13 protein-coding genes and 2 pseudogenes are annotated in these 13,985 nt (G+C 60.4%); 11 read left to right on the top strand and 4 right to left on the bottom strand.

From position 1 onward, the window contains the following. The first annotated feature begins 305 nt into the window (after positions 1-305). The 8 genes from metG to GN234_RS25120 all read left to right on the top strand — a co-directional run bounded on the left by metG (position 306) and on the right by GN234_RS25120 (position 7,099). Entirely contained in the window at positions 306-2,351 is a 2,046-nt protein-coding gene (gene metG / locus GN234_RS25155) for a methionine--tRNA ligase (protein ID WP_109753856.1), read from the top strand. A 130-nt stretch (positions 2,352-2,481) separates the two neighbouring features. Continuing rightward, on the top strand, positions 2,482-3,054 hold the full coding sequence (locus tag GN234_RS25150) for an Rnf-Nqr domain containing protein (RefSeq protein ID WP_109753855.1): 573 nt from the start codon (positions 2,482-2,484) through the stop codon (positions 3,052-3,054). Next, positions 3,051-4,067 carry an electron transport complex subunit RsxB gene (gene rsxB, locus GN234_RS25145; protein WP_109753854.1) on the top strand — a complete coding sequence of 339 codons (1,017 nt, stop codon included), beginning with the start codon at positions 3,051-3,053 and terminating at the stop codon, positions 4,065-4,067. The genes GN234_RS25150 and rsxB overlap by 4 nt, the downstream gene beginning before the upstream one ends. Then, positions 4,054-5,040 (top strand): RnfABCDGE type electron transport complex subunit D, encoded by a 987-nt coding sequence (locus GN234_RS25140; protein WP_176689226.1) that lies wholly within the window; start codon positions 4,054-4,056, stop codon positions 5,038-5,040. The genes rsxB and GN234_RS25140 overlap by 14 nt, the downstream gene beginning before the upstream one ends. Then, entirely contained in the window at positions 5,037-5,648 is a 612-nt protein-coding gene (locus GN234_RS25135; protein WP_176689225.1) for an RnfABCDGE type electron transport complex subunit G, read from the top strand. The genes GN234_RS25140 and GN234_RS25135 overlap by 4 nt, the downstream gene beginning before the upstream one ends. After that, positions 5,641-6,174 carry an Rnf-Nqr domain containing protein gene (locus GN234_RS25130; RefSeq protein WP_109753851.1) on the top strand — a complete coding sequence of 178 codons (534 nt, stop codon included), beginning with the start codon at positions 5,641-5,643 and terminating at the stop codon, positions 6,172-6,174. The genes GN234_RS25135 and GN234_RS25130 overlap by 8 nt, the downstream gene beginning before the upstream one ends. Further along, on the top strand, positions 6,171-6,809 hold the full coding sequence (nth, locus tag GN234_RS25125) for an endonuclease III (protein WP_109753850.1): 639 nt from the start codon (positions 6,171-6,173) through the stop codon (positions 6,807-6,809). The genes GN234_RS25130 and nth overlap by 4 nt, the downstream gene beginning before the upstream one ends. Positions 6,810-6,916: 107 nt before the next feature. Continuing rightward, a complete protein-coding gene (locus GN234_RS25120) occupies positions 6,917-7,099 on the top strand; it encodes a PA3496 family putative envelope integrity protein (protein WP_109753849.1) in 183 nt (60 codons plus the stop codon). A gap of 55 nt (positions 7,100-7,154) precedes the next feature. Here GN234_RS25120 and GN234_RS25115 read toward each other — a convergent pair whose 3' ends face one another. Beyond that, complete coding sequence (locus GN234_RS25115; RefSeq protein WP_109753848.1) at positions 7,155-7,781, bottom strand: response regulator transcription factor; 627 nt, start codon at positions 7,779-7,781, stop codon at positions 7,155-7,157. Between the two features lie 458 nt (positions 7,782-8,239). On the opposite strand from GN234_RS25115, the pseudogene GN234_RS30455 reads away from it, so the two are divergent. After that, a pseudogene (locus GN234_RS30455) lies at positions 8,240-8,488 on the top strand (hypothetical protein); the annotation flags it as partial. A 328-nt stretch (positions 8,489-8,816) separates the two neighbouring features. Here the strand turns inward: GN234_RS30455 and GN234_RS25105 are convergent. Further along, positions 8,817-10,034 (bottom strand): argininosuccinate synthase, encoded by a 1,218-nt coding sequence (locus tag GN234_RS25105; RefSeq protein ID WP_053124536.1) that lies wholly within the window; start codon positions 10,032-10,034, stop codon positions 8,817-8,819. A 128-nt stretch (positions 10,035-10,162) separates the two neighbouring features. Continuing rightward, complete coding sequence (locus GN234_RS25100) at positions 10,163-11,140, bottom strand: flagellar protein MotY (RefSeq protein ID WP_109753846.1); 978 nt, start codon at positions 11,138-11,140, stop codon at positions 10,163-10,165. 191 nt (positions 11,141-11,331) lie between these two features. Here GN234_RS25100 and pyrC point away from each other — a divergent pair, with 191 nt between their 5' ends. Together pyrC and rnt are read left to right on the top strand one after the other, a co-directional pair. Further along, complete coding sequence (gene pyrC, locus GN234_RS25095) at positions 11,332-12,378, top strand: dihydroorotase (protein ID WP_109753845.1); 1,047 nt, start codon at positions 11,332-11,334, stop codon at positions 12,376-12,378. Next, entirely contained in the window at positions 12,375-13,052 is a 678-nt protein-coding gene (rnt, locus tag GN234_RS25090; protein ID WP_109753844.1) for a ribonuclease T, read from the top strand. Before pyrC ends, rnt begins: the two co-directional genes overlap by 4 nt. 199 nt (positions 13,053-13,251) lie before the next feature. Here rnt and GN234_RS25085 read toward each other — a convergent pair. Further along, positions 13,252-13,855 (bottom strand): annotated as a pseudogene (locus GN234_RS25085) (peroxiredoxin C). Between the last annotated feature and the right edge of the window lie 130 nt (positions 13,856-13,985).

The following is a 13,985-nucleotide window of genomic DNA, read 5'->3' as shown; positions in this document are numbered from 1 at the left end:
CTATCCTACGCCGCGCATGCTGTTGTGGCGACCCGATTACCGCGGTGCGAACACCTTTTGTGGCGAGGGGATTTATCCCCGCTGGGTTGCGAAGCGCCCCCAAAACCTGGCGCTTCGGTGAATCAGACTGGTCAGGTTCGAATGTTTTGGGACTGCTGCGCAGTCCAGCGGGGATAAATCCCCCTCGCCACAGGTTGTGTCTATACCGCTCCCAACAACGCATCCGGAAACAGGCCAGTGGGGTGAAATATATTTCCCGGCGCTTTATAGTGGCCGACCTCCGTTTCATCAAGTAGCCGAGCCCCATGTCCGAGCCACGCAAGATCCTCGTCACCAGCGCCCTGCCCTATGCCAATGGTTCGATTCACCTCGGCCATATGCTGGAATACATCCAGACCGATATGTGGGTGCGCTTCCAGAAGCATCGCGGCAACCAATGCATTTATGTCTGCGCCGACGACGCCCACGGTTCGGCCATCATGCTGCGCGCGGAAAAGGAAGGCATCACCCCGGAACAACTGATCGCCAACGTCCAGGCTGAACACAGCGCCGACTTTGCCGAGTTCCTGGTGGATTTCGACAACTTCCACTCCACCCACGCCGAAGAAAACCGCGAGCTGTCGAGCCAGATCTACCTGAAGCTGCGTGACGCCGGGCACATTGCCACCCGTTCGATCACCCAGTATTTCGACCCGGAAAAGAAAATGTTCCTGGCCGACCGCTTCATCAAGGGCACCTGCCCGAAATGCGGCACCGAGGACCAGTACGGCGACAACTGCGAAAAATGTGGCGCCACCTACGCACCGACCGACCTGAAGGACCCGAAATCGGCGATTTCCGGGGCCACACCGGTGCTCAAGGACTCCCAGCATTTCTTCTTCAAGCTGCCGGACTTCCAGCAGATGCTGCAAGCCTGGACCCGCAGCGGCACCCTGCAGGACGCCGTGGCCAACAAGATCGCCGAATGGCTCGACGCCGGCCTGCAACAGTGGGACATCTCCCGCGATGCGCCGTACTTCGGTTTCGAGATCCCCGACGAGCCCGGCAAGTATTTCTACGTGTGGCTGGACGCACCGATCGGCTACATGGCGAGTTTCAAGAACCTCTGCAACCGCACGCCGGAGCTGGACTTCGATGCGTTCTGGGGCAAGGACTCCACCGCAGAGCTGTACCACTTCATCGGCAAGGACATCGTCAACTTCCATGCGCTGTTCTGGCCCGCCATGCTCGAAGGCGCGGGCTTCCGTAAACCGACCGGCATCAATGTCCACGGCTACCTGACCGTCAACGGCCAGAAAATGTCCAAGTCCCGCGGCACCTTCATCAAGGCCCGGACCTACCTGGACCACCTGTCGCCGGAATACCTGCGCTACTACTACGCGGCCAAGCTCGGCCGTGGCGTCGATGACCTGGACCTGAACCTCGAAGACTTCGTGCAGAAGGTCAACTCCGACCTGGTAGGCAAGGTAGTCAACATTGCCAGCCGTTGCGCCGGTTTTATCCACAAAGGCAACGCCGGTGTCCTGGTTGCGGGCAATGCCGCGCCGGAGTTGACCGACGCCTTCCTCGCCGCCGCGCCAAGCATCGCCGAAGCCTATGAGAGCCGCGACTTTGCCCGCGCCATGCGCGAAATCATGGCCCTGGCCGATCGCGCCAATGCCTGGATCGCCGACAAGGCGCCCTGGTCGCTGGCCAAGCAGGAAGGCAAGCAGGACGAAGTCCAGGCGATCTGCGCCCTGGGCATCAACCTGTTCCGCCAGCTGGTGATTTTCCTCAAGCCGGTGCTGCCGCTGCTGGCCGCCGATGCCGAGGCGTTCCTCAACGTCGCGCCGCTGACCTGGAACGATCACCAGACGCTGCTGAGCAACCATCAGCTGAACGAGTTCAAGCCGTTGATGACTCGCATCGACGCCACCAAGGTGCAAGCCATGACCGACGCCTCCAAGGAAGACCTGGCCGCCAGCCAGACCGATACCGGCGCGCCGGCCGGGAACGGCGAACTGGCCAAGGACCCGCTGTCGCCGGAAATCGACTTCGACGCCTTCGCCGCCGTTGACCTGCGCGTGGCGCTGATCGTCAAGGCCGAGGCCGTCGAAGGCGCCGACAAGCTGTTGCGCCTGACCCTGGACATTGGCGATGAGCAACGCAACGTGTTCTCCGGCATCAAAAGTGCCTACCCGGACCCCGCCAAGCTTGAAGGCCGCTTGACGATGATGATCGCCAACCTCAAGCCACGCAAAATGCGCTTCGGTATCTCCGAAGGCATGGTGATGGCGGCAGGCCCCGGTGGTGAGGAAATCTACCTGTTGAGCCCCGACAGCGGCGCCAAGCCGGGCCAGCGGATCAAGTAACGCGACCGCTTGTTGCACCGATCCCACAGTCGCTTCGCAGGCGGCTGTGGGATTTTCATATCTGGCCCGCCCTCCCGGCGTGCCGGATAATGCCTAATCTTGTAACAGGCCCTTTGTTGCCAACACGCCCATGACCGAAATCGTCCTCACGCTGTTCAGCGCTGCCCTGATCAACAACCTCGTGTTGCATTGGCCGCTGGGCGTCGATCCGCTGCTGGCGGCCAATGGTCGAAAGCAGGTGCACGCCTTGGGCCTGGCGACGGCGTTCCTGATGCTGATGGTTGGCGCCTTGGGCTATCTGCTGGACCACTGGCTGCTGGTCCCGGCAAACCTGACATCGCTGCGCCTGTTTGCCTGGTTGTCCTTGAGCGTGCTGTTGATCGGCCCATTGCTGCACTGGCTGGCGCGCTGGCTGCCGGCATTGCCGTTCGAGGGGCTGTGGCCGCTGTTGCTCGCAAATGCCGGTATCCTCGGCCTCACGCTACTCAACAGCCAGGATGATCGGGGCCTGGGCCATGCCATCGCCACGAGCCTGGGCGCCGGGCTGGGATTCTGGCTGGTGCTGAGCCTGTTCGATGATTTGCGCCAACGCGTCTTCAATAACGATATTCCCCTGCCCTTTCGGGGCCTGCCGATTCAGTTGATCAGTGCCGGACTGATGGCGGTGGCCTTTCTCGGATTGCGCGGGCTGGTCAAAACATGAGCCTGATTCAACGTATCGACGCCTTGCTGCCGCAGACTCAGTGCGGCAAGTGCGGCCATCCCGGGTGCAAGCCCTACGCCGAAGGCATCGCCCAGGGTGAGCCGATCAACAAATGCCCGCCCGGTGGACGCGAAACCATCGCCGCCCTGGCCGAGCTGATGAAAGTGCCAGTATTGGAACTGGACACCAGCCGCGGCAGTGCCCCGGCGCAGATTGCCTTTATCCGCGAAGCCGAATGCATCGGTTGTACCAAGTGCATCCAGGCCTGCCCGGTGGACGCGATTGTCGGCGCGGCGAAGCTGATGCACACCGTCCTCATCGACGAATGCACCGGCTGCGATCTTTGCGTGGCGCCCTGTCCGGTCGATTGCATTGAAATGCGTCCTCTGCCGACGGCGACCCTGCCGATCGTCGGCGGCCTGGCCTTCAGCGCCGCAGAGCAACAGGCGCGAACCGCCAAGCGCAACCACGCCCGGCGCCGCTTCGAACAGCGCAATACGCGCCTACGCCGCGAAGAAGAACAGCGCCAGGCCGAACGCCTGGCTCGCAACCAACGCGCAGCCCAGACTCAACCCCAGGAACAGGGCCAGGCACTCGACCCCGTACAAGCCGCACTGGAGCGCGTGCGCGCGCAAAAAGCCGCCACCGCCGATGCTGCCTTGAAAAAAGCCAAGGTCGACCTGGCCATGAGCCGGGCGCAATTGAACAAATCCTTGAAAGCGTTCGGCCATCCGCCAACCTTCGAGCAACAGTCGCAACTGATCGTGCTGCAACGCCAGTTCGAAGCAGCCGAGCAGGCCCTGAGCCAACTGGAAAACGCCACCCCCTCGACCGCTCCAGCTCCTGCACCGGCGAACAGCGCCGAGCTGAAGCGAGCCAAGATCCAACTGGCGATGCGCCGCGCCGAACTCAGCAAGGCCCGGGCGGCTACGGTATCGGATGAACAACTGCGGGCATTGGAACAAGCGGTGAAGGATGCCGAACGCCAGGTGGACGCCCATGCCGCTTCCTGAGCCCGTGGATGAACGGCTGCGCCAAGCGATGACGCGTGTGTTGCTGGCGACACTGCCCGGCCTGCTGGCATTGCTGTGGTTCCATGGCTGGGGCGTGCTGCTCAACCTGCTGTTGTCCGGTCTCACTGCGCTGGCAGTCGAAGCGTTGGTACTGCGTTTACGGGGCAGACCCTTCAAACCTGAGCTGAACGATGGCAGCGCGCTGGTTAGCGCCACACTGCTGGCCCTGGCCTTGCCGGCCTATTGCCCCTGGTGGCTGACCGTGACTGCGGCCGCCTGCGCCTTGCTGTTCGGCAAGCACCTGTGGGGCGGCGTCGGCAGCAACCCGTTCAACCCGGCGATGCTTGGGTACGCCTTGGTGCTGGTGGCGTTTCCCTCCCATATGAGCCAATGGCCGGCGCTCCATGCCATGGGCCTGCTTGAAGGCTTGCAGCAGGTATTCGGCACTCACCCGACGCCCGATGCCTGGGCCGGAGCAACCGCGCTGGACAGCCTGCGGACCAACACGAGCCTGACCATCGATGAACTGTTCGCCAACGATCCGGCCTTCGGGCGTTTCGGTGGCAGTGGTGTCGAATGGATCAACCTGGCCTTCCTGGCGGGCGGTCTGTTTCTGCTGCAACAGCGGGTGTTCAGTTGGCATGCCCCGGTGGGCATGCTGGCGATCCTGTCCATCGTCAGCCTGTTGTGCTGGAACGGTTCGGGTTCCGACTCCCATGGCTCGCCGCTGTTTCACCTGTTCACCGGCGCAACCATGCTCGGCGCGTTTTTTATCGCGACCGAACCGGTCTCGGGGGCCAAGGCCCCTCTCGCTCGCCTGCTGTTTGGCGCAGGTATGGGGTTGCTGGTCTATCTGATCCGTACCTGGGCTGGTTACCCGGACGGCGTGGCGTTCGCGGTGTTGCTGATGAACCTCGGAGTACCGGCACTGGACCGGTTTGCCGAAGCGCGACAACGGCGGCCACTGACATGAATAATCGCGGCGGCGTGGCAATCCTGATCCTGGTGATCGGCCTGGGCGTTGGTGCCACTTACCTCACTCACCTCGGCACGGCCGGGCGCATCGAGGCCCAGCGGCAAGCGTTGGCGAACAGAGCCTTGCTCGAGGTGCTGCCCACTGAACGCTATGACAACCAGCCGTTGGCGCACCCCATTGTCCCAGCCTCGGTGACCTTGGCTCACAGCACGCTGCTGGGCGGCTACCTGGCGACCCGCAGCGGCCAGCCCAGCGCCGTGCTGCTACGTAGCCAGGCGCAGGGCTATGAAGGCAGCATCGAATTGCTGATCGCCATCGATCCACAGGGCCGGTTGCTGGGCGTCAAGACCCTGCGCCAATCCGAAACACGCGGGTTGGGCGCGGCGATTGCCGGTTGGCCGAACGCCTGGCTGCAGACTTTCACCGGTAAATCACGTCAAGCGCCTGAAGACAGCGGCTGGGCCTTGAAAAAGGACCAGGGGCAATTTGATCAACTGGCAGGCGCGACAGTGACATCCCGGGCGGTCCTGCAGGCTGTGCACGATGCGCTGCGTTACTTCGACGAGCACAAGGCTCAGTTGACGGGGGTGGCGGCGAATGAATAAACCATGGGGGCTGACACACGGCCTGCTGCTCGTCCCATTGATCGGCGCGAGTCATTCGCTGGTCGGCGCGCTGGGGTTGTGGCTGGCCTGGGCCTTGATTCTCTTCAGCCATGGTTTGACGATGGGGCTTGTCCGGCAGCGCCTGACAACCCGTCAACGGCTGCTCGCCTCCATCGTGCTGGCCGCGACCCTGACCACCTGCACGGGCTTTATCGTCCAGGCCTGGGCGCTGGAACTGTACCGTCCGTTGAGCCTTTACGTTGGCTGGATCGCCCTGAGCTGCGTGGCGCTGGAGCATGAGGGATTCTTCGTTGAGTCTCGCTGGCTTGGGCGCCTGAGGCTGGTTGGGCTGTTCGGTCTCTTGATGATCAGCCTGGGCGCCGTGCGTGGGCTGATCGGCAGCAGCCTTCCCCTGGCCTTGCTCGCCCCAGGCGGGTTCATTCTGCTTGGGCTGCTGTTGGCGGCCCGACAGGCTTGGACGGCTGACACTCCCCCTTCAACTATCGAGGAAACGCCGCGCCCATGAACGCCGCAAAACGCCTGGAAATATTTCGTCGCTTTCACGAGGACAACCCGGAACCAAAGACCGAACTGGCCTATTCCTCGCCGTTCGAGTTGCTGATCGCGGTCATCCTCTCGGCCCAGTCCACCGACGTCGGCGTCAACAAAGCCACGGCCAAACTTTTCCCGGTGGCCAATACGCCAGAGGCGATCTATGCCCTGGGCGTCGAGGGACTGTCCGAGTACATCAAGACCATCGGGCTATTCAACAGCAAGGCCAAAAACGTAATCGAGACCTGCCGCCTGTTGATCGAGCGCCACGCCAGTGAGGTCCCACAGACCCGTGAAGCGCTGGAAGCCCTTCCGGGCGTGGGCCGCAAAACCGCCAACGTCGTACTCAACACCGCGTTTCGGCAGTTGACCATGGCGGTCGACACCCACATTTTCCGTGTCAGCAACCGCACCGGGCTGGCCCCCGGCAAAAACGTGGTGGAGGTCGAGAAGAAATTGATGAAATTCGTCCCCAAGGAATTCCTGCTGGACTCCCATCACTGGCTCATCCTTCACGGACGCTACGTCTGCCTGGCGCGCAAGCCCCGCTGTGGCAGCTGTCGAATCGAAGACTTATGCGAATACAAGCACAAGACCTCCGACGATTGAGGCGCTATTGATTTTATCGATCAACCGATTGAAAAAATCTTTTTTACCCGCCCGTGGTTTATCGATATAAGGAGCGCCAATGGCAGTCTTAGCCTGGAGTCGAACCCATGAGTACTGGCAAAGAACAACTGGATGTAGAAGACGAATTCATCGCCGTTGAGGCCGACGACGTTGAACCTGTGGTCGTGGAAGTGGCGAAAACCAACCTGAGCAAGCGCCGCACCATTGATAACCTGCTGGAAGAGCGCCGTCTGCAGAAGCAACTGGCCGATTACGACTTTGACCTCTGACACGTAAAAGCCTCCCTGATGGAGGCTTTTTACTGAGTACGCGTGACCCGAAAACTCACACCAACCCATTACGCTGCGCCAGTTCGATCAGGTCGACCAGGGAACGGGCATTGAGCTTCAACAATAAGCGTGTCTTGTAGGTACTGACGGTCTTGTTGCTCAAGAACATTCCATCGGCGATCTCCTTGTTGGTCTTACCGCGAGCCAGTTGTTGCAAGACCATCATTTCCCGCCCCGATAATCGGTCGACCATATCCGACTCACTGGCATTGCCCAGACTCGACCGTACCGTATGCAAGGCCTGGTTGGGGAAGTAACTGTAACCGGACAGTACTGCCTTGATTGCACTCAGTAACTCAGTAAGATCCTGTTGCTTGCATACATACCCGGCCGCCCCCGTCTGCATGCAGCGCATCGAAAAATGTCCCGGTGCCTGGGAAGTCAGCACCAGCACCTTCATCGATGAAGGAATAGCCGCCAGACGGGCAATGACCTCCAATCCGTCCAGCTTGGGAATACCGATATCGAGAATGACGATATCAGGCATAAGTTCGCGAGCAAGTTGTAACGCATCGACGCCATTATCGGTTTCGGCAACGACTTCATAACCATGACGCTCCATCAGCAAACGTACAGCAAGACGAATGACGGGATGATCATCCACGATCAGCACTTTATTCATGGGCAAATCCAACTTCGCTGTTCGAATTTTTAGAGCACGCACAATAGCCTAGTCATTTCTACCTTGGCATGCCGCCCCCCCCTGAACGCTCGCACCGAGAGACAGAACCTACAAGCTATACAGAAAAATCCTACAAATTCTCCAGGAAAAAATGTGTCGTGAATTTTTCTACAGAGAAGAATGGACCTTTCTTAACAATCCGGTAACCCTGTGAACAATTCGCTCTTTTACCGTTACGCCCACCGACAGGCAGCCCATTAAAAAGCTTTTCAATCATAAAGAGTAACTGAATTATTTACTGTTAAAACTGCCTCTCGCTCACTTCAAGAAGAAAAATTCATATATAAAATAGCTTGGCATCCGACATCCATCATCGGCAGCCGCTGCGATTGCGCCTATATCTTAATAACCACTTTCCAGCCTATTCACCGAGCATAAATATTCCATGAGCATTAACCATGAACAAACCTTCGAAGACCATAACCAACCCTATGACCCTCATCGCCATATTCGCAACTTTGTCCGAAACTTCCGCGGCGATTTCCTTGCCATTCCTGGATGACCAGGATCGTGAGTATTACCTCTGGTTCCTGATCAGCTTCCCTTTTTATCTATTGCTGCTTTTTTTCATAACGCTCAACTTCAATTATCGCTCCCTGTATTCACCCTCGGATTTTCGCAAGAACAAGCACTTTTTAAAGACCATGGTTGACTCGCCCTGCCGGCACAAACGACTGCTACGTCGGGCGGATAAAATCAAAGAGCTGCTAAAACGCCTTCATCGACGCAGGCGCGAACCAGCCTCCCCTTGTCTCCTATGCGGCCAATCGGAACGCCTGAGCGAGACCTGTCGATCAAGACATTTGAAGCACACCCGCATCGTCGTATACGTCATCTACAGCAACGCAGACCCGGCAGCCCACGGACAGGATGAATGAACGATCAAGGGCCGCGCAGCAGCAAAGCCCGCACACGCAAAAAAGGGGCAAAAAAAACGGCCTGCTCATGGCAGGCCGCTTTTTCATCTCGCCAGGGTCAGAACAGCTTGCGACCCTTGTTCGCCGCGATGCGCATGCGCAGGGCGTTGAGCTTGATGAAGCCGGCCGCGTCGGCCTGGTTGTAGGCACCGCCGTCTTCTTCGAAGGTCGCGATGTTGGCATCGAACAGCGAGTCGTCGGACTTGCGCCCGGTCACGATCACGTTGCCCTTGTACAACTTCAGGCGCACGACACCGTTCACGTTGGTCTGGGAGGCGTCGATCATCTGTTGCAGCATCAGACGCTCAGGGCTCCACCAGTAGCCGGTGTAGATCAGGCTGGCATACTTGGGCATCAACTCGTCTTTGAGGTGAGCCACTTCGCGGTCCAGGGTGATCGATTCGATCGCCCGGTGGGCGCGCAGCATGATGGTGCCGCCGGGAGTTTCGTAGCAGCCACGGGACTTCATGCCCACATAGCGGTTCTCGACGATGTCCAGGCGACCGATGCCGTGTTCGCCACCGATGCGGTTCAGGGTCGCCAGCACGGTGGCCGGGCTCATCTCAACGCCGTCCAGTGCGACGATATCGCCGTTGCGATAGGTCAGCTCCAGGTACTGCGGGGTATCGGGGGCCTTCTCCGGGGAGACGGTCCAGCGCCACATGTCTTCTTCGTGCTCGGTCCAGGTGTCTTCCAGCACGCCGCCTTCATAGGAGATGTGCAGCAGGTTGGCGTCCATCGAGTACGGGGATTTCTTCTTGCCGTGGCGCTCGATCGGAATCGCGTGCTTCTCGGCGTAGTCCATCAGTTTTTCACGGGACAGCAAGTCCCACTCACGCCATGGGGCAATGACTTTAACGCCAGGCTTGAGGGCATAGGCACCCAGCTCGAAACGCACCTGGTCGTTGCCCTTGCCGGTGGCGCCATGGGAAATGGCGTCGGCGCCGGTTTCGTTGGCGATTTCGATCAGGCGCTTGGCGATCAACGGACGGGCGATGGAGGTACCCAGCAGGTACTCACCTTCGTAAACGGTATTGGCGCGGAACATCGGGAACACGAAGTCGCGGACGAACTCTTCGCGCAGGTCATCGATGTAGATCTCTTTGACGCCCATGGCCTGGGCCTTGGCGCGTGCAGGCTCGACTTCCTCGCCCTGTCCCAGGTCAGCGGTGAAGGTCACCACTTCGCAGTTATAAGTGTCCTGCAGCCACTTGAGGATCACCGAAGTGTCCAGGCCGCCGGAATACGCCAGAACGACCTTGTTTACGTCCGCCATGCCATCACTCCACGGGTTGTACGGAAAGCCGGGAAGTCTAACGTCCAGCGCGGATAATTTACAGAGGCGCGACAGCTTATGACGACGAAGCGACAGATTATGTCGAGAGCGCGACGGTCAAAATCGAATCAGGACGTGCGCGCAGTCGCCGGAGCGGGCGCCTTGGCTGGTGCGGCGACCGGCGCCGGAACCTTGGCGGGCGCCGCAGGAGCCGCCGGCTGCGCCGCCGGGGCCTGGGGGGCCGGTACTTCAGTCGGCGCCACACGCTCCAGGCGCACGACCACGCGACGATTCTTGGCGCGGTTGGCGGCGTTGGTATTGGGTACCAGGGGATAACGCTCGCCGTGGAAGCGCAGGGTAATCTGCGATTCCTGGAAGCCATTGGCCTTGAAGAAATCCTGAACTGCCAGGGCGCGGCGGCGCGACAGCTCACGGTTGGTCAGGCGATTGCCGCTGTTGTCGGAGTGGCCGTCAAGCTCTACATGATTAACGCTTGGATCAGCCTTGATGAAGTCGAGCATCACCTGCAACTGTGCCTTGGCATGGGCATCGAGTTCGACTTCTTCGCCGGGGAAGCCGATCTGGGTCTGCTTCACCTGCTCGAAATTCTTTGGCAACAGTTTCGCCACGCAACCTTGATAGTCATTGAAAGCCTTGCTGAAACGCACCGGCAGCAGGCGCACTTCCGAGACCCGTCCGTCCTCGGTGTTGCGGCGCACCACGGGGCTGCGACCTTCCATCAGGCCACTGATCAACCGGCCGGCCTGGACCTGGGAGCTGTTGAACAGCACATCGCCGCTGCCGATCCTGACCGAACCCAGGTTGATATCGCCTCGCCCCGGTTGCCACGGCGCGGCGGCCGCCAGCAAGGTTGCCGAACCGCCGCCAAGCATCGGGTTGTAGGTCTTGAGGCGGAACGTGGCCTGCTCGCCCGCCCGACGCACGAACTCGCCGCTGCCGAAATCGGTGATCGGCTGGCTCAGCCGGCACTCGAACTTGTCGCCTTCGACCGTCCACTCAATGCTCTCCAGACGGGTCTGGAAAGTGAGCGCCATGGCGGGAAGGCTGGCAAACACACTGAGCAAGGCTAGATAACGCTGGCGCACGGGAGGCTCCACTGACTTTTATACAAAGATCGACGCATGCCTGGGGCATGACGCCTGTCCGGGGCACTGCACGGATTCGTGGCACACCTGTAGGAGCTATCGGTAAGTTGCGGCAGAACTTGATAGCGGGTGCCTGAATCGGTCTTTTCCGGTAGCATTCCCCAGAGTTTGACCCGCCTGGAAGCCCCCCAATGTCTGACCGCCTGACCCTGCTGCGTCCCGACGACTGGCATATTCATCTTCGCGATGGTGCTGTGTTGACCCATACCGTCGCCGATGTCGCGCGCACCTTCGGGCGCGCAATCATCATGCCGAACCTGGTTCCGCCCGTGCGCAACGCCGCCGAGGCCGACGGCTATCGCCAGCGCATCCTCGACGCACGCCCGGCTGGCAGCCGCTTCGAACCGCTGATGGTGCTGTACCTCACCGACCGCACCCAGCCCGAAGAGATTCGCGACGCCAAGGCCAGCGGCTTCGTCCACGCCGCCAAGCTGTACCCTGCCGGCGCGACCACCAACTCCGATTCCGGCGTCACCAGCATCGACAAGATCTTCCCGGCGCTGGAGGCCATGGCCGAAGTCGGCATGCCGTTGTTGATCCACGGTGAAGTCACCCGGGGCGACGTCGACGTGTTCGACCGCGAGAAAATCTTCATCGACGAGCACATGCGCCGCGTCGTGGAGCGCTTCCCGACCCTCAAGGTGGTGTTCGAACACATCACCACCGGCGATGCCGTGCAGTTCGTCAACGAGGCTCCGGCCAACGTTGGCGCGACCATTACTGCCCATCACCTGCTGTACAACCGCAACCACATGCTGGTGGGCGGGATCCGGCCGCACTTCTATTGCCTGCCGATCCTCAAGCGCAATACCCACCAGGAAGCCTTGCTCGACGCCGCCACCAGCGGCAGCACCAAGTTTTTCCTCGGCACCGACTCGGCGCCCCACGCCCGTCACGCCAAGGAAGCGGCCTGCGGTTGCGCCGGCTGCTACACCGCCTATGCCGCCATCGAGATGTATGCCGAGGCGTTCGAACAGCGCAATGCGCTGGACAAACTCGAAGGCTTCGCCAGCCTGCATGGCCCGCGTTTCTATGGCCTGCCGGTGAACACCGACAGTATTACCCTGGTCCGCGACGAATGGACCGCCCCCGCCAGCCTGCCTTTCGGCGAGCTGACTGTCATCCCGCTGCGCGCCGGTGAAAAACTGCGCTGGCGCCTGCTGGAGGAAAACGCGTGAGTGAAGATCATTTCGACGACGAACTGGACGGCAATGGTGGTTCGGGCGGCGCCCGTCATCCCATGGCAGCCCGCTTCCGGGGTTATCTGCCGGTCGTCGTCGATGTAGAAACCGGCGGTTTCAACTCCGCCACCGACGCCTTGCTGGAAATCGCCGCGACCACCATTGGCATGGACGAAAAAGGCTTCGTGTTCCCTGACCACACCTATTTCTTCCGTGTCGAACCGTTCGAAGGCGCCAACATCGAAGCGGCGGCCCTGGAGTTTACCGGGATCAAGCTCGATCACCCGCTGCGCATGGCGGTCAGCGAAGAAACGGCCCTGACCGACATCTTCCGTGGCGTGCGCAAGGCGCTGAAGGCCAACGGTTGCAAGCGAGCGATCCTGGTCGGCCACAACAGCAGCTTCGACCTGGGCTTCCTCAACGCCGCTGTCGCGCGCCTGGACATGAAGCGCAACCCGTTCCACCCGTTCTCCAGCTTCGACACCGCGACCCTGGCTGGCCTGGCATACGGCCAGACCGTCCTGGCCAAGGCGTGCCAGGCGGCCGACATCGATTTCGATGGCCGCGAAGCCCACTCGGCCCGCTATGACACCGAGAAGACCGCCGAGCTGTTCTGCGGCATCGTCAACCGCTGGAAACAGATGGGTGGCTGGCAGGATTTCGACGACTGACATCGGCGCCAGATCCAAGCTTGTGGCTCTTGTGGCGAGGGGAGCTTGCTCCCGCTGGGCTGCGAAACGGCCCTTTTTTGCGATTGCTGCGCAATCGAGCGGGAGCAAGCTCCCTCGCCACGGGATCCGTGCTCCAACTAGAAACACCCATAAAAAAACCGGCCCTATCGAGGGCCGGTTTTTTTATGCCTGGGTGCGCTTACAGCTTGTCGCCGTTCTCGCTCAGGTAAGCAGCCACGCCTTCAGGCGATGCGTTCATGCCCTTGTCGCCTTTTTTTCCAGTTGGCCGGGCAGACTTCGCCGTGCTCTTCGTGGAATTGCAGCGCGTCGACCAGACGGATCAGCTCTTCCATGTTACGGCCCAGCGGCAGGTCGTTGATGATCTGCGAACGGACAACACCTTTGTCGTCAATCAGGAACGCGCCACGGAAAGCCACGCCACCTTCGGACTCAACGTCGTAGGCCTTGGCGATTTCGTGCTTCATGTCGGCAGCCATGGTGTATTTCACCTGGCCGATACCGCCATTGTTGATCGGGGTGTTGCGCCAGGCGTTGTGGGTGAAGTGCGAGTCGATCGAAACGGCAACCACTTCAACGTTGCGGGCCTTGAAGTCGTCCATGCGGTGATCCAGTGCGATCAGTTCGGACGGGCAGACGAAGGTGAAGTCCAGCGGATAGAAGAACACCAGGCCGTATTTGCCTTTGATGGCCGAGGACAGGGTGAAGCTGTCGACGATTTCGCCGTTGCCGAGCACGGCTGGAACGGTAAAGTCTGGGGCTTGTTTGCCTACGAGTACGCTCATTGGATATCTCCTGATGTAATAGCGTGAAAACAAGGTCCGGGCCAGCCTGCCACCCTCAGGCGACAGCCCTGTGACACGAACCCGCTTGCAAGGGCCGACCATCATACACCGCGAATTTGGGCTGTCTTCA

Source organism: Pseudomonas bijieensis (genome assembly GCF_013347965.1).
Lineage (GTDB): Bacteria > Pseudomonadota > Gammaproteobacteria > Pseudomonadales > Pseudomonadaceae > Aquipseudomonas > Aquipseudomonas bijieensis.
Note: the sequence above shows the minus strand (reverse complement) of the source record. Positions and strands in the feature narration are given on the sequence as shown.